This window comes from Streptomyces sp. SUK 48, from assembly GCF_009650765.1.
Taxonomy (GTDB): Bacteria; Actinomycetota; Actinomycetes; order Streptomycetales; family Streptomycetaceae; genus Streptomyces.
Map to the genome: position 1 here is coordinate 722,954 of NZ_CP045740.1, position 23,221 is coordinate 746,174.

A 23,221-nucleotide genomic window follows, 5' to 3' on the forward strand; every position below is an offset into this window, starting at 1 on the left:
GGCCGGTGGAGACAGGGAGGCGGGGCCGGTGGAAAGCGGACGGCCGGGGCGGGGCCGGGGGCCCGTGCGCACCCCGTAGGGCCCCGTGCCTCAGCAGTCGCACGCCGCCAGCAGTGTCTTCACCTCCGTCGATACCGCGTGCGCGAACCGGTCGAGATCCGGGACCGCCGCCGCGTCCGCGACCAGGCCGTAGTGGACCCGGCCGCGGTACGTCGAGATCGCGACCGCGAGCGACTGGCCGGGCGCGAGCGGGGCCAGGGGGTAGACCTCGGTCAGCTGGTGGCCGCCGAGGCGCAGTCCCACGCCGGGCAGCGGCACGCTGGTGACCAGGATGTCGAACCACAGCCGGGCGGCCTGGCCGACGAGCGGGCCGCCGAGCCGGTGGCCGAGCGCCGGCACATGATCGGCGAGCAGCGCGACCGCGCCGGCGCCCCGGTCGGGGCCCACGTCCTTGTTGCGGACCATCGCGGTGCGCACGGCCGCGAGCCGGCCGAGCGGGTCGGGCTCGTCCACGGGGAGCCGTATCAGATAGCCGGAGAGCCGGTTGCCGGGTGGCTGGGCGGTGCGCGGGCGGCGCCGGGAGACGGGGATCAGGGCGCGCGGCGCCACCCCGGCGCTGCCGTCGCCGCGTTCGTCGAGCCAGCGGCGCAACGCCCCGGCGACGACCGCGATGAGGACGTCGTTGACCGTGCCCCCGGCCGTCTTGCGCACCCGGTGCACCTCGTCGATGTCCAGGACGACGCCGGCCGTGCGGCGGGTGCCGCTGGGCGGGGAGGCGAGCGCGGTGCTGGGCCGCATGCGCAGGGTGGACAGGGCGAGGGAGGCGCCGATGTCCAGGGCCCGGCCCGCATCGGAGAGGACGCCCCTGAGCAGGCCGGGGAGCATGCCGGGCAGCTCGCGCACGTCCGGCAGGGCCCGGCGCGGCGGGGCCGCGGGGCGCGGCGGCCGCTCGGGCATGTCCATCGGATCGAGGACGCCCGCGGCGAGTTTGAGCGCGCGCAGCCCGTCGGCGAGGGCGTGGTGGAACTTGAAGAGCACGGCGAAGGAGACCCCGTCCTCGCCGGGCAGGACATGCGCCTCCCAGGGCGGCCGGCCGCGCTCCAGCGGACGCTCCATCAGCCGACCGGCCACCGCGTGGAAGTCGCCGGTCGGCGCGTGCAGCCGTACATGGTTCAGCGGGTCGAAGTCCGGGTCCGCCTCGCGGGTGGCGCCGCCGAAGGCGAGCGGGCCCCAGACGTCGCGGATGCGCAGGCGCAGCCCGGGGACGGCGGCGGCGCGGGCGGCGAGCAGGTCGGCGGCGTGGGCGCCCGCGGTGGGCGAGTGCGCGCCGAAGACGCCGAGCGCGCCCAGGTGCATCGGGTGCCGGTCGGACTCCATGTTCCAGAAGGCCAGGTCGAGGGGAGCGAGCAAATCGGAGGTCACGGGCTTGCCTCGCGCGTCGACGGAAGGGAACTTCAGTCAAGCCCCGGCAGTCGATTACGGTCAAGTTCGATCGATATGCGCTCAGTTAACAACGGATAAAGTCCCGCCCCTCCGAACGGGGCGGGACTCGGGAGAAGCCTGAGGTCACTTCAGTACCGGGGGAACCGCCTGGGCCGCCGTACCCCACCCTGACGGGCGCGGGCCGACCGTGAACGCCAGCGAGCGCAGGGAGCGCAGCGCACGCGTCGTCAGATACGTCCGCCCGTGGGCCGAACCGTCGGCCCGCACGCCCTGGACGTAGCGGTCGGCGGCCGAGGTGCCGGGCGCGGTGACGGTCAGTCCGCCGCTCGGCCAGTAGCGGCGGTCCAGGGCGAGGTCGACGCGGTCGAAGACCGGGGTGGACAGGCCCCAGGTGTCGTAGCCGGGCTGGATCGGGAACAGCCCGATGGACGAGAGCACGTTCCAGGCGGACATGGTGCCGAGGTCGTCGTTGCCGGTCATACCGGTGGGGCCGTCGGTGAACAGGGTCAGGGCCGCGTGCACCACGTCGGTGGTCTTCCACGGCTGGCCGGTGGCGAGGTAGGTGTAGGGCGCGATCAGATCGGGCTCGTTCATCGGGTTGTAGACGGCCGCGTTGTAGTACGCGTACGCGTCGCCGTGCACCCACACCTCGCGGGCCGTCCGCGCCGGGTCGGCGAGCAGCCGGTCGTAGGCGAAGAAGGAGTCCAGGCGGTCGTTGGCGGCGCGCTTGCCGCCGATCAGGCCGATCATGCCGGTCAGGTCCTGCGGGACCAGCCACTGGTACTGCCAGGCCGTGCCCTCGTGGAAGCCGGTGCCGAGCGCCGGGTCGGGGGAGCCGGTGAAGGCTCCGGAGGCGTCCCGGGCCCGGAAGAAGCCGGTCGAGGGGTCGAAGATGGTGCGGTAGTTGCGCGAGCGGGCCGCGTACCGGGCGGCGTCGGCGTCATGCCCGAGATCCCGGGCCATCTGGGCGAGCATGGCGTCGGCGAGGGCGTACTCCAGGGTGACGGAGGCGCCGTGGTGGTAGTCGGAGTCGCCCATCTTGGCCAGCGGCCGGTCCTTGTCGAACGGGGCGAAGCCGTCCTTGATGTACTCGGCGTTCGCCTCCCGCCCGATCCCCGGGTTCGCGGCGGGCGGCACCCCGTCCGCGTTCTTGCGCAGCGCGCGGTAGGCCCGCTCCTCGAACCCCTTCAGCAGGCCCATCTGATAGGCGGTGGTCAGGAAGGGGGTGACCGGGTCGCCGCTCATCACGTTCGTCTCGACCGGGCCGTACCCCCACTTGGGCAGCCAGCCGCCGTCCTCGTCGACCGCCACCACCGAGCGGGCCATGTCCCGTGCCTCGCGCGGCGCGAGCAGGGCGAGCAGCTGGGCCTGGGTGCGGTAGGTGTCCCACAGCGACCAGTTCTGGTAGTACGTGAAGCCGTAGGCGTGGTGGACCCGCCGGTCCCAGCCGAAGTAGCGGCCGTCGGCGTCGCCGCCGACGTTGGGCGCGAGGTAGGACCGGTACAGCGAGGAGTAGAACGTACGGCGCAGGGTGCCGGTACCGCCCCGGACCCGCACCCGCGCCAGCCGCGCCTCCCACTGCCCGCGGGCCGCCCGGCGCACGGTGTCGAACGAGCGCCCGCCCTCGGCCCGCAGATTGCCCGCAGCTCCCGCCGCGTCGACGTACGACAGCGCGGTGGTCGCCTCGACCGTACGGTCCCGGGTGGTGTCGAAGCGGACATAGGCGCCGCCACGCCCACTGCGCGAGCCCGCGGTGACGGTGGCGCCGTCCCAGGTGCCGTACGCGGTGAAGGGCCGGCTGAACCGGGTGATCGTGTGGACCGTGTACGGACCGGTGTCCCGGCAGAAGCCGTGCCCGGTGATCTCGGTGCGCACGGTGTGGTCGTCCAGGATCTCCACCTTGCTGCCGCTCGCCTTGTGCAGCGACTGGGCCGCGTTCAGCAGGACGTCGGCCTTGGCGGTGGCGGGGAAGGTGTAGCGCTGCACCCCGGTGCGGGCGGAGGCGGTCAGCTCGGCGCGGATGCCGGAGGCGAGGCCGACGCGGTAGTAGCCGGGGCTCGCCGTCTCGTCGCCGTGCGCGAAGGCGGCGGCGTACTTGGCGTCGTCGGTCTGTGTGACGTCGCCGGTGGTGGGCAGCACGGGCAGGTCGCCGCCGATCCGGCAGCCCACACCCGACAGATGGACCAGCGAGAAGCCGCGGATCCGGCTCTGGGTGTAGTCGTAACCGGTGTTGTGCCCGGTGTCGGGCGAGAGCTGCACCATGCCGAAGGGCACGGCGGCGCCGGGGAAGGTGTTGCCCTCGTCCTGGCTCCCGATGAAGGGGTTCACCAGGTCGGTGAGGTGGCCGTCGGTCCGCTCGGCGGCTCCTGCGGCGGGGGTGGCGATCAGCGCGGACGCTGCCATCACCCAGGCCAGGCACAGCCGTGTGCGCCGGGTCCCTCTCATCTCGGATGACCTCCGGAGGTTCGACATCGTTGCCTGCATCGTGGCGGGCGAATGCCGTGAAACCGGGCATTGCACGGCGGGAGAGGGTAAACGCGTCGCGGACGAGGGTGATTTGACGGACTGTGAGAAGAGCGCGCGCCCCGGCCGCGCCCCCGCCGTACGGCACTTCAGCCGGCCGGCCGATCTCCCGTGTCCGATACGGCGGTTGAGGCGCGCGGTGCCGCCGGGGGCCGGGGGAAGCAGCAGTCGCCGCACACACCGCCGCCGGGGACCCGGTAGTACAGGCAGCAGCTGCGCCGGCGGAACGCGGTGCCGGTACGGGTGCCCGTGGACCGCAGCAGGGGGTGGCCGAAGAGTTCACCGGCGAGCGCGCGGGTGCGGGCCACCGTGCCGGGGCGCCCCTCGGCGCGGGCCCAGCGCTCCAGTTCCCGGGCGGCTCCGGCGAGCGCGGAGCCCGCGTTGCCCCACAGCAGCCCGGCCGCGATCCCGTAATGGGCTCTCAGGGTCTCCCCCAGGGGCTCCAGATGACCGTGCAGCACGGCGTCGGCGAGGGCGGTCGCGTCCCCGGGTCCCGGGCGTACCTCGGTGAGCCACAGGTCGTCGGGCGCGGACGCCTCGATGTCCCAGCGCAGCAGGCCCGGACGCAGATCGGGCAGCCGGCCGTACAGGACGGCGCAGCCGAGCGCGGCCGACCAGAGCCGGGCGGCCAGGCCCTGCTGGGCGAGGGAGGCGGCGACCCGGGGTTCGGGGGTGCCCAGGCGGCGGCCGACGAGGCGCACGCGTGCGCTCAGGGGATCGCCGGGGCCGTCCGGCGCGTAGGCCGCCGCGAGGGTCGGCAGCCCGGCCGGGTTCCCGTGCGGGGCCGGGCGCAGGGTGAAGAAGGGGCCCGGCGGGCGCAGGGCGGCGAGTTCGGGGTCGAGGTCCACGAGGACACTCGTACCAGGCCCGTTCGCGCACCGGTCGTCGGGGGGCTCCCCCCGGGTAACCCACCTGAGGGATGATCACCGAACCGGTGTACTCCATCGGGAGTAGGACGCATTGCGTGCTCAGGGACGACGACGGGAAGAGCGCGGGCGGGCAGAGTGTTGACCATGGAAGCCGACCGTAGGCCGCGCCGGGCTCAGGCCCCCCGCCGCACGCACAGGAGACGCCGATGAGCGGGAGAGGCCGATGAGCGCCCTCGCGCTGTCGGTGCTGCTGTCGCTCGTGTCCGCCGTCGGCTACGCGGGCGGCGCGATCGTGCAGGAGCGCGTGGCCGTGACCTCTCCGGACAGCGCGTATCTGCCGCTGCGCAGGCCCGGTTGGTGGGGCGCGCTCGCGCTCAACAGCCTCGGCGGACTGCTGCACGTGGTGGCACTGGCCTACGGCCCGCTGAGCATCGTCCAGCCGCTCGGCGCGCTGACCATCGTCTTCGCCCTGCCGCTGGCCACGCTGTGCGTGGGCCGCCGGGCCGGGGCGGCCGCCTGGCGCGGCGCCGTGATGGCCACCGTCGGGCTCGCCGGACTGCTTTCCCTGGTCGGCTCCTCCCAGGACCACGCGCTCGACGCCGCCCAGCGGCTGGCGACCGCGATCGTCACCGGCGGCGCGGTGGTGGCCCTCATGTGCGCGGGCCGGGCCGCCCACCGGCACCCCGCGGTGCGCAGCGTGCTGCTCGCCACGGCGGCGGGCACGGCGTTCGGCATCTCCTCGGTGTTCACCAAGTCCGTCACCGTCGACTGGGACGGCGGCCTGCACTCCCCCGGCACCCTGTTCTCACTGGCACTGATCGCCGTGTTCTCGGTGGCCGGCGTCCTGCTGTCCCAGGCTTCCTACCGGGGCGGCGGCCTGGCCGCGCCGCTCGCCACGCTGACCGTCGTCAACCCGGTGCTGGCCGCCGTCGTCGGCATCCTCATGTTCGGTGAGACCTTCCGCTACGGCCCGACGGGCACCCTGCTCGCGCTGGGGTGCGGGGTGCTGGCGGCCGGCGGGCTGATCATGCTGACGACGGAGCGGATGGAGGAGACGGGGCCGGCGGTCCCGGAGCCCTCGGCCGCCGCCGGGACGCAGGCCGGCGGCGCGATGCTCTCCTCGGTGCCGAGGCAGCGGGTCGACGGGGCGGACGTACGCGTCCCCGCGGCCGCCGACGGACCGCTCAGGGAGCAGGACCCCCGGGAGCCGCTGCTCCCGGCGGCCGGCACCGCCCCGGGCGACCCGGGCGAGCCCGCGCCTGCCGGGGAGCGCGCGCCCACGGCGCCGTACGCCCACCAGGCGCTCCCCCACCGGCGGCCGCGGGTCAGATCCTGACGCCGTGGGCCCTCAGGTAGGCGAGCGGATCGATGTCCGAGCCGAAGCCGGGCCCGGTGCGCACCTCGAAGTGCAGATGGGGGCCGGTGACGTTGCCGGTCGACCCGGAGCGGGCGATGCGGCCGCCGGCGGCGACACGCTGTCCGACCCGCACGGAGATCGCCGACAGATGGCCGTACTGGGTGTAGTGCCCGTCGGCGTGCCGGAGCACCACCTGGTACCCGTAGGAGCCGCCCCAGCCCGCGGCCACCACCTCCCCCGCCTCGGCCGCGTGCACGGCGGTGCCGGTCGGCACGAGGAAGTCGACGCCGGTGTGGTACCCCTTCGACCAGTAGGGGCCGGGCACGCGGTATCCGGTGCCGATGGCCGCGTGGACCGGGGCGACGACGCCGACGTCATGCGTACTCGTCCCGGCCCTGGTGCCCTTGCCGGTCTTGGAACTCTCGATGGTCCTGGTGCTCTTGGTCCGGTGGTGGGCCTTCGGCTTCGCCGGGTGCGAAGTCGGCCGCGTGTGCGCGGACTTGGCGTCTCCGGCGGACGCTTTGCCGGGGTGCAGGCCGAGCCGCTCGCCCGGCAGGATCAGGTCGGGGTCGGCGCCGACGGTGGCGCGGTTGGCCGCGTAGAGCCGCTGCCAGCCGCCCGGGACGTGGTGGTCGCCGGCGATGCCGGAGAGGGTGTCGCCGTGGACCACCGTGTACATCGTGGTGCGTCCGGCCCGGGACTGGGGCGTGGTCTGGGGGCGCACATCGTGGGCGGAGGCGTCGAGAGCCCTGCCGGGTACGGCGTCCAGAACCCTGCCGGGTACGGCGTCCCTGATGCCGCCCCCGGGGCTCGCGTGAGGGCCGGCCTCGGCGCCGGCGCGGGTGTCCGCCCCGGTGGCCGTGCCCGCGGCCGGGCCCGCGGCGATCAGCGGGAGCGCGAGGCCCGCGCCGCCCGCCGTGACCGTGAGCGAGGCGCGGTTGATCCTGTTCGGCTGATACCGGCGGTGCCGGCCGCTTAGGGCCATGCGCGAGGTCCCCTCATGCGTCAGGAGGGGCAAAGTTATGCGCCGCGAACATGCCACGACAAGACGGCGTTTCGGCCTTCCATGGGCACCAACTGGCCATGATCGTAGGGTTGTTGACGATACTCACCCCGGGTCGGCACGAAAGGGACCCGGGCCCCGGGCCCGGGGACGGCGGGTCTGATGTGCGCTCGCCCGGGCGTCACGTCAGGATGGGCGGGGACCCGTACCACACGGGGGCCGTACGTACGAGGCGATCAGGGAGCAGGCGGTATGAGCACTTCAGCACAGATCGGCGTCACCGGACTCGCGGTCATGGGCCGCAATCTCGCCCGGAACTTCGCGCGCAACGGCTACACGGTCGCCCTGCACAACCGCACGGCGTCGCGGACGCACGATCTGGTGAAGGAGTTCGGGCAGGAGGGCGACTTCATCGCGACCGAGACCGCCGAGGAGTTCGTGGCCGCCCTGGAGCGCCCGCGCCGACTGATGATCATGGTCAAGGCCGGTGACCCGACGGACGCGGTGATCAAGGAGTTCGCACCGCTCCTGGAGCCCGGCGACATGATCATCGATGGCGGCAACGCGCACTTCGCGGACACCCGGCGCCGGGAACGGGAACTGCGCGAGCAGGGCATCCACTTCGTCGGCACCGGCATCTCCGGCGGCGAGGAGGGCGCGCTGCACGGGCCGAGCATCATGCCGGGCGGGTCGAAGGAGTCGTACGCCTCGCTGGGCCCGATGCTGGAGAAGATCTCCGCGAAGGCGAAGGACGGCGCGCCCTGCGTGACCCACGTGGGCGCGGACGGCGCCGGGCATTTCGTGAAGATGGTGCACAACGGCATCGAGTACGCCGACATGCAGCTCATCGGCGAGGCGTACCAGTTGCTGCGGGACGTGGCGGGCTACGCGCCGGCGCAGATCGCGGACATCTTCCGCACCTGGAACACCGGGCGCCTCGACTCCTACCTGATCGAGATCACCGCCGAGGTGCTGTCCCATGTGGACGCGGCGACCGGGAAGCCGTTCGTGGACGTGGTGGTGGACCAGGCCGAGCAGAAGGGCACGGGCCGCTGGACCGTTCAGATCGCGCTCGACCTCGGTGTCCCGGTCTCCGGTATCGCGGAGGCGGTCTTCGCCCGCTCCCTGTCCGGCCACGCCGCGCTGCGGGCGGCCTCCCGCCATCTCACCGGCCCCCGGCCGGCGCCGCTGAGCGGGGCGGAGGCGGCGGCCTTCGCGGACCGGGTGGAGCAGGCGCTGTACGCGTCCAAGATCGTGTCGTACACGCAGGGCTTCCACGAGATCGCGGCGGGCGGCGAGGAGTACGGCTGGGACATCGACCAGGGCGCGGTCTCCGCGATCTGGCGCGCCGGCTGCATCATCCGGGCGGCCTTCCTCGACCGGATCCGCTCCGCGTACGACGCCCGCCCCGACCTGCCGAGCCTGCTGTCCGACGAGACGTTCGCCCGCGAGATCGCGGCGGCCCAGGACGACTGGCGGGAGGTGCTGGCCACGGCGGTACGGCAGGGCGTGCCGACGCCGGGCTTCGCCGCGGCCCTGTCCTACTACGACGGGCTGCGCGCCCCGCGGTTGCCCGCGGCGCTCACGCAGGGGCAGCGGGACTTCTTCGGGGCGCACACGTATCGGAGGGTGGACCGGGACGGGGCGTTCCACACGCTGTGGGGCGGGGACCGGAGCGAGGTCTCGGCCTAGCGCGGCTGGTTCGGAGCGAGGTCTCGGCGTAGCGCACCTGCCCGCGCGGCCGCGCGGGCGGGTGCGTTTAAGGGGCACGGGGTGCGCCAAAGGGGCGCGGGGTGCTGTCGGGTGGCCGGCCGCGGGTTGGTGGTGGCCGGTCGCGCAGTTCCCCGCGCCCCTTGAGGCGCGTCTTCGCCGGGCCTTTTCGGCCTTGTCTCAGGTGGTCAGGGGCGGGCCCGGCTCGGGGTTGGGTACGGGTTCCGGTCCCGGGGGATCGGGGAGGGGGACGGCTCCGGGGGCCGGGCGCGGGCGGGGTCGGCTGCGGACCGGGGCCCGGCGGTGGCGGGGTCGGCACCGGACCCGGACCGGGTGGGGCGGGGTCGGCTCGGGGCCGGGGCCGGGTCCCGGGGTCGGCACCGGGCTGGGGTAGGGGTCCGGGGGCGGGGTCGGCTCCGGAGTGGGAGGAGTGCCCGGCGGGACAGGGTCGGGATGAGGGTTCGTCATCAGGTCCTCCGCGCGATCGTCGATGTCACTGGACGTCGCCTCCCGCCTACCCGACCACCGCCGGGCCACTCACCCGAGATCGACGCGCGAGTGGGCCGGCCGGGGTCAGCCCGCCACGGCCTGCGGGCTGCGTCGCTGGTCGGAACCCGGCACCGGCTCGGACGCGTCGGCGCCCAGGGCCACGATCCGGTTCCCGGCGTCGACATGCACCACCCGCGGCTTCAGCTCCCGCGCCTCGGCGTCGTCGACCTGCGCGTAACTGATGATGATCACCAGGTCACCGGGGTGCACGAGATGCGCGGCCGCGCCGTTGATCCCGACGACCCCCGACCCCCGCTCCCCCTCGATGACGTACGTCTCCAGCCGGGCGCCGTTCGTGATGTCCACGATGTGCACGAGCTCGCCGGGCAGCAGATCGGCCGCGTCGAGCAGATCGGCGTCGATCGTCACCGATCCCACGTAGTGCAGGTCGGCCTGGGTGACGGTGGCCCGGTGGACCTTGGACTTGAACATAGTACGCAACATCGGGGCACTCCCACAAGTAGGCTCCCTGCCTGCGTTTTTGCAGGTCAAGGGCTGTTTCCACACCCTACAACGAGTCGCACGTTCGGGCAGCTTTCCCCAGATTTTTCAGGACTCATGCTGACCACTTGCTGACTTTCCTGACGCCCCATCAGGTGCCTGGAGGAGCGCTTCACCCGCTCTCCCGCCCCCCGGCGACGACGGGTCAAGCCCACGCCGCACCCCCTCAAGGGCAGCCGTGATGACCATCACTCGGGCGGCCTGGAGGGCAGTCAGAGATGGCGGCGCTCGACCAGGAGCCGGACCACGCACCGCCGTGAGTCAGCTGACCGAAGCGCCTCGATACCGCCCACCAGGGGTGCAGGCAGCCAAGATCCATCAGACATCCCGAGTGCCGAATGGCACGGCAACGTAGCAGCGAATCGCCGGTTAGCCAAACCGACGATTCTCATGACCATGGAATAGCTCGTCCGGTGGCACAGGTCGGGAGTAAGGACGTTCGATTCGGCCAGAGCGGAGCGCGAGCCGATGCCGCGATCACGCTCAGGCCAGCTAGGGAGCCATCTTGCCCGTGGAACCGCAGTCGCACCCCGACGAGCCGCGCAGCCATATCGACTCGTCGCGCCGACGCCGTGACGTCGAACCGGTCCTCATGGACACTGCCGAGGTCGCTGCCATGCTCAACATGTCGACAAGCTGGGTCTATAGGGAGGCGTCAAAACTGGGCTTGAAAGGCTACAAGCTCGGCCGAGGCAGGAATGCGAAGGTCCTCTACAAGAGGGCCGAGATCTTCAAATGGCTGGAGCAGCAGAAGATCCATTAGGAGAGCCGCAGGCATGCATACGCGGCTAGGCTGCACTCCATCGCACTGACTTGTGGGCTGGTGTCTGCGTTACCACAGCCGCATCGGCAGTAGTCCTCATTACCGTCGGACCGAGACAGGTCACCTCGTGGCCTCGATGGAGCCCTCCGGGCACCAGCAGGGCCCGTTGCGAATTGATGATCCACGTAGCCGAGGGGGCGCTCCCGGGTCCACGGGCCCGGGATAGACCAGGGCGGCCCACCGGTCCGGTTCACTGCCGCGGTCGGCCGGTACGTAGGCGTGGCCGTCCCAGTACCAGAGCCGCTCCGGGGCGAACAGATGCCGGGGCAGTTCTTCGGCGGCCCCGCCGGATCCACGGGGCGCGGGCCGGCCAAAGGCCCCGCTGCTCCATCGCGGCCGCCAGCCGCCGACGCTGCTGGGCGAGGGTCACAACCTAGTCCTTCTTGTGTTTCCCGTCAGGCTGAGTCGGCTTGGGGGGTCTGGCCGTCGGCGTTGTCCGGCGGTGGCTTGCCCTGGCTCAGATCCGGCTGCGGCTTCTCGTGCTTGCCCATGGTGCTCCTTGCGGCTTACCGGCTGACCGGGGGCCATGCTGACACGCGGCCAAGCGTGTCGGACAGAGAGCCTTTTCCGCCACAGCCGGTGGATGTGCCGCACGGCGAGGAAAGCATGACGCGGCCCCTGCCCGCGCGGAGCCCCGCACCCTCTGACCGCTCTCGGATTCGGACGGGTCAGGCGACCGATCAGACAGCTGGATGCACGTCGTCCTGGCCGACGGGCACGCTTTCCGGGACTGCGCCCTTCGCGTGCCTAAGAGCCTGCCGGGCAGCGACCATGGCCGCGCCCTTGATGCCCTCGCCCCTGCACTGCTCCCACCACGTGTGGCACTGCACCAGCACGGTGGCGGCGCGCAGCTTCGCCAGCAGCTGGTCGAATTGGCCTGCCGCGCTGAGCGTCCAACCGGGTGACGCGGGCCGGCCGCGCCACTCTCTTCCTCGCTCGGCCTCGTCTGGCCAGCCGGGGTGAGGCTCACGGGACCAGGGAAGCGTCGCCTGGTGGGCGTGGAGGGCGGCGTACAGTTCCGCCGCCCGGCACTGGGCTGCGATCAGATCGGCAGGGAAGTCGTGCGGGTCGAATACAACACCGAAGCCCGCACCGGCTGCTGGACGGCCGTACCCCGCTGGCCGCCTGGCAGAAGGACGAAGCGCCCTGAACCGGATCGGCACGGACAAGTTGTGCCACCTGCTGCTGGGCCGGCGACGAGCGCGCGATCCAGAAGGACGGCATCCGCCTGGGCGGGCACGCCTACGACGCCTCCGAGATCGGACGGGTCGGCCCGCTCGTCCAGGTCTGCTCCATGCCGCACAAGGACCGGTCCATCGAGGTCTGCCTGGGCGGTCTTTACGCGACTGGCGCGTGGCCAATACCGTGCGCTTGGTGTCCGATTTCGTGAACTTTCCGCGCTTCGGCGGTTGTTCAGCGCATCATGGGGGTTCCGAGCGAGGGGAGACTTGCGGTGGGCTGGGGCACTGGTGCGGGCGGATCTGGCGGCGACGGGAAGCACGCGGGCAAGAAGGACCCGGGGGCGTCGAAGCCGTCCTCGGACTCCGCCCGGCCGAGTCCGGAGCCGAAGCACAAGAAGGACGAATCGAAGTAGGTACGCGGACATGATGCAGACGAGCGACGCCGAGCGGGAGGCTGCGGACCGTCTGCTCGGCCAGGTCGAGGAAGCTCTCGGCGCGCCTGTGGCGCCTCCGTGGGTGGCCGCTTTCCGTGAGACGCCCCGGACCGCGTTCCTGCCCGATCGCGTGTGGGTCGGTGACGGCCTGGAGGAGATATCCCGCAGGGCCGACCCGAAGGCGTGGTTGGAGGCGGCCTACGCGGATGGGCCCGTGGTCACGCAGGTCAACGACGGCCGGGCGGTGGAGGCGGGCGAGGAGCTGTGGCCGTCGTGCAGTGCCTCCGCACCGTCGGTCGTGTTCCGGATGCTCGGCCTTCTGGACGTGCAGGACGGGCAGCGGATCTGCGAGGTCGGGACGGGGACGGGATGGAACGCCGCCCTCCTCGCCCGCCGGGTCGGAGCGGACCGGGTGACGACGATCGAGGTCGACCCAGGGCTGTCCGAGGAGGCGAGGGTGCGACTGGCTCGGGCCGGGGTTGCGCCGCGGGTCGTGTGCGGGGACGGTGCCGAGGGGGATGCGGCCGGGGCGCCGTACGACCGGTGGGAGTCAACCTGCTCGGTGCGCAGGGTGCCTTCCGCGTGGCTGGAGCAGACGCGGCCCGGCGGTGTCATCGTGACGCCCTGGGACTCGGCGTGGTTCACGTACGGGCTGCTGCGGTTGGTGGTGGGCGAGGACGGGGATGCCTGCGGGCGGTTCCTGCCGTACTCGGCCTTCATGGGGCGCCGCGAGGAGCGTACGGATCTGCGGATCTACCGTGACGTGGTCCGCGACGAGCATGTCCCGGCCGAGTCGCGGACCGATCTGTCTCCGTGGTCCGTCGCCGGGGACGGACAGTGGGACATCCGGTTCACGCTCGGGCTGCTCCTGCCGGACTTGTGGTCCACGTGGCATCACGACCCGGACGTGGACGGGGTGAAAGTTCGGCTGTGGGTCGCCTCGACCGACGCCGCCTCGTGGGCCGCCGTCGACTGGGACGGCACGTCCGACGAGATGTTCACGGTGTGGCAGCACGGCGCCGGCGGCCGGCGGGTGTGGGACGAGGTCGAGTCGGCGTACCGGTGGTGGGTGTCCAACAGGAGTCCGGGCCCGGACCGGTACGGAATGAGCCTGGCCGCGGGCGGAAGGCGGACTGTATGGCTGGACCGTCCTGGCAACCCGGTCCCCGCGTCTAGGGCGTGGCCGCCTGCGAAGAGGTAGGGCGGCTGTCCCGGCGCAAGCGCCCTACCTCCTACTGGGGAGCTCCCCCCGTCGTCCGGGGCCGCCCAGCGAACCCGTCGGTTTCAGAACGCCCCCGAACTGATCGGGGCTTCGGGCTGTACGAGAGTGTTCATCAGCTTCTTGCCGGTGTCGGCGTCGACAACGGCGACCTCCGTTGGCGCTGCCTCGACCGGCGGTGTGCCTGGCCCTGGCGAGGGGGGTGAACGTCCGGCCAGCGCCTAGAACGTGCAGTGCACGGGAACAGGAGCAGCAAGAACCCAGCCTGTCGGTGTCTCGTACTCCATGCTCGCGGTCACATGGCACAGCACGGCGTACTGCGTGCCGTCGAACAGCACCTTCAACCGTGTCAGCCGCCCGGTGCGGGAGGTATCCACGATGGTGCCCTTCTTCCCATGTCTGCGGACCCGTCCGCCGATCTCGACACGGATACCGAAGCGCGCCTCCAACTGGTAGTGGGAGACGATTTGTTCCAGGTCGGCCGCGTGCCTGCGCCTCTCGGCGAGCTTGGCCAGGGCATGGTCGAGGTTGTCGTTCGTCACGAGACGCGAGCTTTCGCTGTGGAGGCAGTGAGTCAGGTCAGGGTATGGGCCCCCGTCGCTGATGCGCGGCTACACGGTGGCCGGGGCGGCCCCGTAGCTCGGGACGCGTTCGACGACCGGGTGCCCGGACCGCTTCTGCGTCTCCTCGTCGTTGCGGCCCGCTCCGCGGCAGGCGGTAAGGGTGTGCCGGTCGCCGTGCCCGTCGTACGCCCAGCGCTCGTTGTGGTCGTCGGTGAGCACGCGCAGGTTGCCGTCCAGCAGGAGGTAGGCCCGGGCGTCCCCGGACCAGGCGACCGACAGGGTGCCGCCCGGGGTGTGGGCGGCGACGAACCGCGGCGGCCGGTAGGGTCCAGCTCCCGTGGTCGGGGTCCCGGTCGGGCTGGCTGGCGTACCGGTCACGTTCGGCCCCAGTCCCTGGGCTGACCGGTAGCTGCGGCTCGGTGTCGTGTGCCCGTGGAGTGAGCAGGGCGCGAGCGGCCGTGCGCTGATGTAGTAGCAAGACCGCTGGTTCGACGGGTATCCCATAGGGTCACAGGATGTTCCACCGTAGGTGGGGGTCTTGCTGGAGCCCGTCGATACGGCGCTTGACCTCGTCGTAGGTTCGGGGCGCGCTGGGTACCTTGCGGGCGTTGGTGGTGATCATGCGTAGTTCGCGGATGGCGGCGAGGGTGGAGTAGCCGGGCCAGCGGGTGATGTCCCAGCCGTAGGTGTCGGCGAAGGCGGCGTAGTGGGCTTGGCCGTGTCCGAAGCGGCGGCAGTGGACTTCGATGGTGACCAGGTCCCACTCGGGCTGTCCGAAGGCGACGGTGTCCCAGTCGCACAGGACGACCTCGCCGTCTTCGGTGTACAGCGCGTTGCGGTGCTGGGGATCACCCTGGATCACCCCGGGAGGCAGAGCGTAGGCGACCTGCGCCAGCTCGGCCTCCAGTTCGTCGGCGCGCTCGCTCAGGTAGGCGAGGGTGTGAGGCGGGAGGCAGGTGATGGAGTTGATGGACCGGCGGATGGCTCTGAGGTTGTCGTGGTCGGGAAGGACTATGGGCGGGCGTGGGAGTGTGTGCAGGGCGTGCAGGGGCTTGGCGAGCTGCGCGGCGGTGACCGGGTGCGGAGGTTGGGGGAAGTAGCGCCACAGGGTGGCTGCGTGTCCGTCGAGGAGAAGGGGTTGGTGCACGGGGTGGAGAGGTGTTGTGGGGAAGCCGTTGTCCATGAGCCAGGCGACGAGGTCGACGGTGTGCTGGACTTGGGCAGGGGATGAGCCGTTGCGCGCGATCTTGAGGACGACAGGATCGTGTGCGAGTCGGAAGACGGCGTTGGTGTGGCCACGGAGCAGGCGCGCGTCGCGGGGGTCGAGGCCGGCCATCGCGCAGGCTTGGTGCAGGAGGCGGTCGAGTTGGGCGGGGGCGAAGCCGCCGGGGGCGGAGGCGGGCGTGGTCATGAGCTCGTAGGGTTGGTTCCCACCTGGAGGCGGTTTGGGGTATCCGTGTTCCACCAGGGGTTCTCGGGGGTTTGGCACCATACGTACTGCTGATGGGGCTCGACCGTCATGGCGAAGTCGTACAGGTCGGGCTCGCCCGCTGCCTGCCAGCGGTCCCAGGCGTCTTCGAGTTCGTCGGCCAAGCGGCGCGGGCCGCCCTCGTCGGCGACGCTCTTGCCGCCACCCAGCGCTGAGATCGCGGCCCATGAGGAGTCACCGTCGTGGAGCCAGGCGTTCATACCGTCCTGGTCGGCCCCCGTGGTGATCTGAACCTCGGGCAGCGCCACCCGCAGCGCGAACTGGAGGTGGACATTGGTGGCCAGGGGGGAGAGGTCCCGGGTGAACGGCCGCTCGCGCGTCGAGAGGCCGTTGCCGCGTACCTGCTGCCATCTGCGTCCGGCCGCGATTCCGCGAGCGGGCATGAACTGGGCGAGCCCCTGCATCCAGCCTGAGGCCGACCGGCTGTCCTCGGCGACGGTGAGCGCTACATGTCCAAGGCGTCCCCATGGGAGGACGATCCTGCCTCCGGGTCGGGTCTGGGCGATCCAGGCCCATGGGACCTGGTCGACGGCGTACGTCGCGATCACGCGGTCGTACGGCGCGCCGTCAGGCCGGCCTGCGGCGCCGTCGCCGCAGACGGCGGTTACGTCGATGCCGGCCGCTTCCAGGGTTTGCCGGGCGGTGGCGGCCAGTTCCTCGTCGGCTTCGATGGTGGTCACGTTGCCGGGTCCCGCGCGGCGGGCGGCGAGGGCGGCGTTGCGTCCGCTGCCGGTGCCGAGCTCCAGGACGCGGTGGCCCGGCTCCAGCAGCAGGGAGTCGAGCATGTCCGCGACGACCGCCTCGCAGCTCAGGCTGGAACCCGGGACACCGCTGCTGATCTGGGTGATCGTGGCGTCATCCGGCCCGGGATAGACCAGGGCGGCCCACCGGTCCGGCTCACTGCCGCGGTCGGCCGGTACGTAGGCGTGGCCGTCCCAGTACCAGAGTCGCTCCGGGGCGAACAGATGCCGGGGCAGTTCTTCGGCGGCCTGCCGGATCCACGGGGCGCGGGCCGGCCAAAGGCCCCGCTGCTCCATCGCGGCCGCCAGCCGCCGACGCTGCTGGGCGAGGGTCACAACCTAGTCCTTCTTGTGTTTCCCGTCAGGCTGAGTCGGCTTGGGGGTCTGGCCGTCGGCGTTGTCCGGCGGTGGCTTGCCCTGGCTCAGATCCGGCTGCGGCTTCTCGTGCTTGCCCATGGTGCTCCTTGCGGCTTACCGGCTGACCGGGGGCCATGCTGACACGCGGCCAAGCGTGTCGGATAGAGGGCATTTTCCGCCACAGCCGGTGGATGTGCCGCACGGTGAGGTAGCTGTTCAAGGGGGCATTGCGGACGCTTCCTGCTCGAGCAGATCAGGGACTTTGCCCGGAGGACGTGGCGATGGGTGGGGCACTCGCCGTCTCGGGTCTACCGCGCGGGGGTACCTTCCTGCTGAGCGCAAGGAATGGAGCCCAGCATGCCCCAATACAGCGATACCGGGGGGAGCGTGGAGAGCAACGGGCAGCGCCTTGCCCGGCTTCGTGCTCGCCGCCGGTGGACACAGCAACGCCTGGCTACGGAGGCCGGGTACTCCCTCGCCGCGATCAAGGCGTACGAACAAGGCCGGCGCAGTTTGGAACGGTCCCAGATAGTCCTGGCCTTCGCGAAGGTCCTGGACTGCCATCCGACCGAGATCACGGGCGCTCCGTTCGTGCCGGTCTCTTCTGACACGGAAGGCCAGGCTGCGGTCGCGTCGGTCGCCGCGGTGCGCCGGGCGCTGCTGCGGCACGGTCGGCCAGCACGGCCGGCGGAGCACGAGGTCGCGGCCATCGACCTGGCCGAGCTCGGCCGACGGGTTGCCGCGGCGAACGGCTACCGGCAGGCGGCTTCGCTGGCGCGGTCCGGGGCGGTACTGCCGGCACTGCTGCGCGATCTTCAGGTGGCGTGCGAGGTGAGCCAAGGCGATGGGCGTCGGCAGGTGTTCGCTCTGCTGACCTCCGGCTATGAGTGTGCGATGCAGTACCTCTACATGCTCGGGCACACGTCGGATGCGACGTTGGCGACTGAGCGCGTGATGTGGTCGGCGCGGGAGACGGGTGACCGGCTGCGGGTACTGGCCGCGCAGTGGTACGACGCGGGTGAGTTCCTCGCGATCGGCGAGCACGACGAGGCCGGCGACATCATCGACGACGCCCTCACCGGCCTCGGATCCGGCCGGGAGACGCGCCCCGAGGCTGTCTCGCTGCGTGGAGCCTTCCACCTCAAGGCAGCCCTGAACTCGGCCCGGGCCGCAGACGCACAGACCGCGGAGCAGCACTGGGTGAAGGCGAAGGAGGCCGCGGAGCAGCTCGGTCAGGACCGCAATGACTTCCAGCTGCAGTTCGGGCCGACGAACGTCGCGATCTGGGGTGTCTCGCTGCCGGTGGAGCTGGGCAACGGCCGCGTCGCCGTCGACCGGGCCGAACAGGTCCGCCTGCCGCAGCACTTCGCTCCAGAGCGACACTCCCACCACTACATCGACGTGGGCCGGGCCTACTTCTATAGCGGGCAGAAGGACAAGGCGCTCGGTGCGTTCCTGAAGGCCGAACGTGCGGCCCCGCAGGTGACGCGCATGCACGCCGGCGTGCGGGAGACGGTGGGCACGATGATTCGCACGCAAAAGCGCGGGGATCTACTCGAACTGGGCATCCGGCTCGGCGTCGTGTGAGCGAGCGCGAGGGATACATTCTGTAGCCCTCACATCACCCCCTGGTCGCTACGGTCGGTCTTGAACTCGCCGACATGAGCTCGACCAGGGGGTTTGCCATGACCGTGATGCTCCAGGCACAAACCAGCGCCTTACTGCCCCAGGCAGCCGAACCTCCCTGTCTCCGTCGCGCCCCGGGGGCATCCCCGGCTCCAACCTCGGCGGCACCTCACCAGGCAGGGCCGCAGGCAGGCGGCACCCGCTTGCTCCCGTCCACACAGCCCCTCCCGCATGCCCCGGCATCTGCGGCAGCAGCCTCCCCTACGAGCTCCCCGAGGTGCGGGATCCCCGTCGGCGCACACCAACTCCACGCCGCCTACGCGACCGGCTCTTCCTTCCTGGGCGATGCGCGCCGTGCGGTGACCGTATGTCTGCACCGTTGGCGGCTGGAGGATGCTGCCTACGCGGCAACTCTGGTGGTCAGCGAACTGCTCGGCAACGCAGTCCAGCATGGCTGCCAGTACCCCACCGACACCGCCACTCTGCTCTTGACCGCGCTGCCTGAACGACAGCTGCTCATCGAAGTCCACGACCCCTCCCCGGCCAGCCCTTCCCTCATCACGGCCGGGCCGGAGTCGGAGCACGGCCGTGGACTCGCCCTGGTCGACGCCATGAGCTCCAAGTGGGGCTGGACGAACGCTCCCGACGGGGGCAAGTACGTCTGGTCAACAATGGACGCAAGGGCCGCAGCATGACGGCGACGATCGCCGGCACTTGGTCGGCCCTCCGCACGGAAGGCGAACTGCGCGAGGCAACCGCCGTCAGCAACCTGGAGAGCTTGTGGCAGGTGAAGTTCACCACCCCCGAACTCCCCCGCGAACTGCTGGCCGCATGGGATGTTGTCCGCGTCCCTCGGTCCGGCGGCAAAGCGGCCCTCGAAGCCCTGCGGCAGGACGGCCACCGCGTCGGTCCCGTCCTGGTCTGCGCTGAACACCCCTGGCTGCTCATCCCGGTCCCCGCGGGGACCGCGCACAGGTGGATGGCACCCCACTCGCTGTGCCGGACCGGGCGATCGGCGGACGGATGGGCCTGCTACGACCTCGCGCGCGAACCGATGGGCCGCCCCTGCGCGATGCGGTTCTGGCTCTTCCCACCCGGCTGGACCTGCACGGCGCGCCCGCTGACCGACCCCGACCTGCTGTACGACCACCTCGCCCGGATTCGAGCCCGCCTCGTCCGAGGAGGCTCAGCATGAACAGGACGCTCCTCCATGACCATTACCGTGCCGGTGCTGCTGCTCCTCGGTATCGCGATCCTGTTGCTCGTGCGGTCCGGGAAGCTGTCGGCCGGCGCGGGCCTGGTGGCGGCGGTGTTCGGCTTCCTGCTGGCGGACACCGGCGCCGCACCAGCGATTCATCACCTGGTCAGCGACCTCCTCTCCGACGTTCAGTCGCTGCGGCTGTGACCGGGGCCGGGAGGCGGGCGCCGCGACGGAACCCTCGTACCTCTTACCGACCGCATAGAGCCGGGCACGACGGCGGGCGCTCGTTCGGCGTTGCCGCAGTGCTCGTCCGTGGGCTTCGGCTTCCGATCTCCGGGGGACCACGCGGTCCCGGAAGCTGCGAGCGACCTACGCACCGCCCCCTCGGGGTGCCTCGTCCCGGCTGCTGCGGATCCCGGGTCACAGCCGCGGCAGCCGGTCCACACCCCTACAGGCTGCGCGCCCTGGCGGCGTATCGAGCTGGGGCTTCCTCGGTCCTTGCACCGTACGGTGCGATGGATCCGGTCGCGAGGAAGCGGCGTGCCCGCGACACGCCCCGGACCTGACTGACTGGCTCACTGGTCCGGCCCTCCCTGTCGCTTCGGCCCCGCATGTGCCGTGGCCGAGGTGGCAGGCCCTGAGCTTCCCTTGCGCCGTGTGGGGCGGCGTGCTCCGCAGGGGAAGAGCCGGCTTCGGCGCCGGCGATAGCACCCGGCAGGTCTCTGGGGAGCGACCCGCTCGCGAGTGCGCACGGCGCCGGAGCCCGGCACATGACCTCACCGTTTCGCCAGCTCCTCCGGCCATCCGACCATGTCACCCGCAGCGCCGGGGACGAGACACTGAGAAAGGACCTGCTCGTGGATCCGCACCTGTCCCCCGCGTCAGCGGCTGCTGGCGTCGTCCAGGCCCTTGGGCTTGGACGACGAACGGTGCGGGTGGATCCGATGCCGACGGCATGCGGTCGGCTCCCCGCCGCGTCGGCGCCGTGGCCAGGTGTCCCTGGAGCCGTGCTTCGTGAGCTACACGGGAGCAGTGCAGCGGAAGCCGGTGTCGTTGTCCGACATCGACGCGGCAGCCGTGTTCTGCAGGGACGGAGCTGCGCGTTCGAACGGGGACGTGAAGGCGGAGCCCTTCAAGTGGTAACGACCTTTGCCGGGCTCTTCCTCGGTGGAGCACCACTCCCAGACGTTGCCGCACAGGTCGAAGATTCCGAACGGGCTGGCGCCGGACTGGTAGCGGGAGACGGGGGTCGTCGCATCGATGCCGGCCTCGGACGTGTTCGCCTTCGCGGCGGTCGGTTCGTTGCCCCAGGGGTAGATGCGCCCTCGCCGACCGCGAGCCGCCTTCTCCCACTGCCGGGCGGTGGGCAGGGACTTACCGGCCCAGCGGGCGTACGCGGCTGCGTCGTGCCAGGTGACCCAGACCACCGGGTGCGTGGCCAAAGTGACAGGGCAATGGCCGTCGGGCCAGTGCCGAGGCGGCCGGTGGTTGGTGGCCACCACGAACTTCGCATAGTCCTGGTTGGTCGTGGGGTAGACGTCGATGAGGAACGGCTCCAGCCACACCGAGCGGTTGTCGGGTCCGGAGAGGTAGATGCCCTCTTCGACGAGGGCCATGACCTTTCCGTCGACCGGGTGCCGGCGGGTGCTCGGGTCCCTGCGCAGCAGCGCCTCGGCTCGTTCGTCGTGCTCGGCAGCGGCTCGTTCGGTCAGCAGCGCGGCGAATCGCTGCTGGACGTCGGTCGGGGCCTGGGCGAGGAGCGTGTCCAGGGCGGCCTGGTTGTCGAGTCCGAGCTCGATGGTCTCCCCGCGTCCTTTCCACCGTGGGACCTGGCGAGGGTTCACACCGACCAGATCGGCGAAGTCCTTCTGCTTCTTGCGCATCGCCATGCGCAACAACTCGGCTTCTCTACCGGTCCACCTGGTCACCCCCGCCATGGTCTCGCCTTACAGGGTCTCGCCGGGGATGGACAGGTACGCCTCCTGGAGTTGCCTCAGGACCGGATGGTCCACGGGGAACTCGGTGTCGTCGATCGCAGCCAGCGGCCGGACCCCGATCGAGGTGTTGGTGGCGAAGGCGGCTGCCATGCCCTTCGCCTGGTCCAAGGTGACGGTGGCGGTGCGGTGTTCGGCCTGCTGCTGGAGCAGGGCCATCGTGACGCCGGGGAGCACAGGGGCGTCCGGCCAGACGATGGTGCCGTCCTGGTCGACGAAGGCCACGTTCCAGGTTCCGCCCTCGGAGACAAGGCCGTCCCGGCCGACGAAGAGGGCGTCGTCGAAACTCGCGCGCTGAGCCGCGCCTCGGGCGTGCAGGGCTCCGAACAGGCCGACGTGCTTCACCTGGGGGAGATCGCGCTCGTACATCAGACTCTGGGCGCGCAGCGGCGCGGGAGGCAGCGCGCCAGCGCTGCGGACGGACACGAGAACGTGGGGCTCGCTGGCGTCGGCCGGATGCCCCATCTCGACCTTGGGGTCGTAGATGGAGACGCGTACGACGCACGGCAGGGTCTGTCCCTCCAGGGCCTGGCGGACGTATCCGCGCACGCGGTCGGTGTCCAGGGCCGCGTGCCACACGATCTCGCAGTCCCGCACGAGGCGTTCCAAGTGCAGGGACAGGCCACGGATGCTGCCGTCGGTGTCCACGCGCATGGACGTGAAGTGCCCGATGTTTGTGAGGGCCAGGGGGAGCAGGTCGTCTACGGATACGGGCTTGCCGTCAAGAGTCGCCATGGCGGCCAGCATGTCAGGACCACTTGCTCGGGCGGCACCCCGAACCAGGTTACTGACGGGTCAACGTCATCTGAAAGTCATTCCCACGCCTTCACGGTGGGGTGTTGGCTAGTCACCGCGCAGTCACTTCGGGTGATCAGTTGCGTGTCCCAGGCCGCACACCGCAACGGCGCCGCATGCCGGGCTCGGCTGCACCGCCCACCTGGAATGCCCCCGATGAGCCCTGCACCAGCCGCGGCCAGTACCGGTTGGCCTGATGTGAAAGGGAGTTGTGCCATGCGTCTGCCGCTGCTGCCCCGTCGGGATGTCGGCCAGCGCCTCGCGAGGAGCCGGAAGGGCGGGGTCGGAGCCGTGCCTGGCCCGCAGCGCGATCAGGCGGTCGCCGCAGCGGAGATGGTCGCGCTCGTGCTGGATAAGTCGTCGCCGCTGCCGGAGGGCGCCGGCGACGTGAAAAAACTCGCGCGGCGTCTTCGCGGCCACATCAGCCAACTCGGGCTTGCCGTACCGGCCGGAGCGCCTGTGCTCCGCAACGCGCAGCAACTCGCCTCGGAAGGTGTTCCCGTCGGATACATGCCCAGCCGGGTCCATCTCGTCAAGCTGGCTAGGGCAACCCAGGCGCTTGTCGCGACCGTACGGGCTATCGATGACGTGTCGGTGAAGCGGTTGCACCGACGGCGTTGGTGGCCGCCGCAGATCAACGCCCTGCGCGGGGCGGTCCTCGCCGTCGCCCTGGCCTGTCTGATCGTCGCCGCTTCGGTGCCGCGGACATGACGGTGGCCGGTGCCGTCGTCCTCGCTCTGGTCCTCGGGCCGACGGCCTGGCTGGTGCTTCGCGGCGAGCGGCCGACCGGGCCGCCCCGAGTCGTCGAGGACGTGTCGCCGCCCGACAGTGCTCCCCCTCACCC

20 protein-coding genes are annotated in these 23,221 nt (G+C 71.4%); 9 read left to right on the forward strand and 11 right to left on the reverse strand.

Going from position 1 to position 23,221, the window contains the following annotated elements; translation table 11 throughout:
• Nucleotides 1-90 precede the first annotated feature (90 nt).
• The 3 genes from GHR20_RS03195 to GHR20_RS03205 all read right to left on the reverse strand — a co-directional run bounded on the left by GHR20_RS03195 (nucleotide 91) and on the right by GHR20_RS03205 (nucleotide 4,814).
• The gene (locus tag GHR20_RS03195) at nucleotides 91-1,422 is read right to left on the reverse strand and encodes a wax ester/triacylglycerol synthase family O-acyltransferase (RefSeq protein ID WP_111584955.1); all 1,332 of its coding nucleotides are present in this window, start codon (nucleotides 1,420-1,422) and stop codon (nucleotides 91-93) included.
• A 144-nt stretch (nucleotides 1,423-1,566) separates the two neighbouring features.
• Nucleotides 1,567-3,888: a GH92 family glycosyl hydrolase gene (locus GHR20_RS03200; RefSeq protein WP_153812122.1), complete on the reverse strand. Its 2,322-nt coding sequence runs from the start codon at nucleotides 3,886-3,888 to the stop codon at nucleotides 1,567-1,569.
• A 167-nt stretch (nucleotides 3,889-4,055) separates the two neighbouring features.
• Entirely contained in the window at nucleotides 4,056-4,814 is a 759-nt protein-coding gene (locus GHR20_RS03205; protein WP_153812123.1) for a (2Fe-2S)-binding protein, read from the reverse strand.
• Nucleotides 4,815-5,058: 244 nt separating this feature from the next.
• Between GHR20_RS03205 and GHR20_RS36670 the strand changes: the two genes are divergently transcribed.
• The gene (locus tag GHR20_RS36670; protein WP_243877886.1) at nucleotides 5,059-6,171 is read left to right on the forward strand and encodes a DMT family transporter; all 1,113 of its coding nucleotides are present in this window, start codon (nucleotides 5,059-5,061) and stop codon (nucleotides 6,169-6,171) included.
• Here the strand turns inward: GHR20_RS36670 and GHR20_RS03215 are convergent.
• A complete protein-coding gene (locus GHR20_RS03215; RefSeq protein WP_153812124.1) occupies nucleotides 6,161-7,177 on the reverse strand; it encodes a peptidoglycan DD-metalloendopeptidase family protein in 1,017 nt (338 codons plus the stop codon). The two genes, GHR20_RS36670 and GHR20_RS03215, sit on opposite strands and share 11 nt — an antisense overlap.
• A gap of 270 nt (nucleotides 7,178-7,447) precedes the next feature.
• Between GHR20_RS03215 and gndA the strand changes: the two genes are divergently transcribed.
• Nucleotides 7,448-8,887 (forward strand): NADP-dependent phosphogluconate dehydrogenase, encoded by a 1,440-nt coding sequence (gene gndA, locus GHR20_RS03220; protein WP_153812125.1) that lies wholly within the window; start codon nucleotides 7,448-7,450, stop codon nucleotides 8,885-8,887.
• Nucleotides 8,888-9,478: 591 nt separating this feature from the next.
• On the opposite strand, the gene panD is transcribed toward gndA, so the two are convergent.
• A complete protein-coding gene (panD, locus tag GHR20_RS03225) occupies nucleotides 9,479-9,898 on the reverse strand; it encodes an aspartate 1-decarboxylase (protein WP_148025499.1) in 420 nt (139 codons plus the stop codon).
• 568 nt (nucleotides 9,899-10,466) lie between these two features.
• On the opposite strand from panD, the gene GHR20_RS03230 reads away from it, so the two are divergent.
• Nucleotides 10,467-10,718 (forward strand): helix-turn-helix domain-containing protein, encoded by a 252-nt coding sequence (locus GHR20_RS03230; protein ID WP_153812126.1) that lies wholly within the window; start codon nucleotides 10,467-10,469, stop codon nucleotides 10,716-10,718.
• A gap of 1,664 nt (nucleotides 10,719-12,382) precedes the next feature.
• Entirely contained in the window at nucleotides 12,383-13,594 is a 1,212-nt protein-coding gene (locus GHR20_RS03235) for a methyltransferase domain-containing protein (protein ID WP_243877888.1), read from the forward strand.
• Nucleotides 13,595-13,833: 239 nt separating this feature from the next.
• Here the strand turns inward: GHR20_RS03235 and GHR20_RS03240 are convergent, their stop codons facing one another.
• The 4 genes from GHR20_RS03240 to GHR20_RS03255 all read right to left on the reverse strand — a co-directional run bounded on the left by GHR20_RS03240 (nucleotide 13,834) and on the right by GHR20_RS03255 (nucleotide 16,740).
• Entirely contained in the window at nucleotides 13,834-14,154 is a 321-nt protein-coding gene (locus tag GHR20_RS03240) for a hypothetical protein (RefSeq protein ID WP_153812127.1), read from the reverse strand.
• Nucleotides 14,155-14,223: 69 nt separating this feature from the next.
• A complete protein-coding gene (locus GHR20_RS03245) occupies nucleotides 14,224-14,553 on the reverse strand; it encodes a hypothetical protein (protein WP_153812128.1) in 330 nt (109 codons plus the stop codon).
• Nucleotides 14,554-14,683: 130 nt separating this feature from the next.
• Nucleotides 14,684-15,586 (reverse strand): phosphotransferase, encoded by a 903-nt coding sequence (locus GHR20_RS03250; protein ID WP_153812129.1) that lies wholly within the window; start codon nucleotides 15,584-15,586, stop codon nucleotides 14,684-14,686.
• Nucleotides 15,583-16,740: a methyltransferase domain-containing protein gene (locus tag GHR20_RS03255; RefSeq protein WP_153812130.1), complete on the reverse strand. Its 1,158-nt coding sequence runs from the start codon at nucleotides 16,738-16,740 to the stop codon at nucleotides 15,583-15,585. The genes GHR20_RS03250 and GHR20_RS03255 overlap by 4 nt, the downstream gene beginning before the upstream one ends.
• A 378-nt stretch (nucleotides 16,741-17,118) precedes the next feature.
• Here GHR20_RS03255 and GHR20_RS03260 point away from each other — a divergent pair, with 378 nt between their 5' ends.
• The 4 genes from GHR20_RS03260 (at nucleotide 17,119) to GHR20_RS03275 (ending at nucleotide 19,792) form a co-directional block, all read left to right on the forward strand.
• Entirely contained in the window at nucleotides 17,119-18,348 is a 1,230-nt protein-coding gene (locus GHR20_RS03260; protein ID WP_153812131.1) for a helix-turn-helix transcriptional regulator, read from the forward strand.
• 107 nt (nucleotides 18,349-18,455) lie between these two features.
• On the forward strand, nucleotides 18,456-19,082 hold the full coding sequence (locus tag GHR20_RS37245; RefSeq protein WP_243878280.1) for an ATP-binding protein: 627 nt from the start codon (nucleotides 18,456-18,458) through the stop codon (nucleotides 19,080-19,082).
• Nucleotides 19,079-19,582 carry a hypothetical protein gene (locus tag GHR20_RS03270; RefSeq protein WP_153812133.1) on the forward strand — a complete coding sequence of 168 codons (504 nt, stop codon included), beginning with the start codon at nucleotides 19,079-19,081 and terminating at the stop codon, nucleotides 19,580-19,582. The genes GHR20_RS37245 and GHR20_RS03270 overlap by 4 nt, the downstream gene beginning before the upstream one ends.
• 15 nt (nucleotides 19,583-19,597) lie before the next feature.
• On the forward strand, nucleotides 19,598-19,792 hold the full coding sequence (locus GHR20_RS03275) for a hypothetical protein (protein ID WP_153812134.1): 195 nt from the start codon (nucleotides 19,598-19,600) through the stop codon (nucleotides 19,790-19,792).
• 815 nt (nucleotides 19,793-20,607) lie between these two features.
• Here the strand turns inward: GHR20_RS03275 and GHR20_RS03280 are convergent.
• Both GHR20_RS03280 and GHR20_RS03285 read right to left on the reverse strand, forming a co-directional pair.
• Nucleotides 20,608-21,525, reverse strand: a complete 918-nt coding sequence (locus tag GHR20_RS03280) for an SUMF1/EgtB/PvdO family nonheme iron enzyme (protein WP_153812135.1) — start codon at nucleotides 21,523-21,525, stop codon at nucleotides 20,608-20,610.
• Between the two features lie 9 nt (nucleotides 21,526-21,534).
• Nucleotides 21,535-22,317 (reverse strand): aminotransferase class IV family protein, encoded by a 783-nt coding sequence (locus GHR20_RS03285; RefSeq protein ID WP_194858784.1) that lies wholly within the window; start codon nucleotides 22,315-22,317, stop codon nucleotides 21,535-21,537.
• Nucleotides 22,318-22,593: 276 nt separating this feature from the next.
• On the opposite strand from GHR20_RS03285, the gene GHR20_RS03290 reads away from it, so the two are divergent.
• On the forward strand, nucleotides 22,594-23,088 hold the full coding sequence (locus GHR20_RS03290; RefSeq protein ID WP_243877890.1) for a DUF6415 family natural product biosynthesis protein: 495 nt from the start codon (nucleotides 22,594-22,596) through the stop codon (nucleotides 23,086-23,088).
• Nucleotides 23,089-23,221 lie beyond the last annotated feature (133 nt).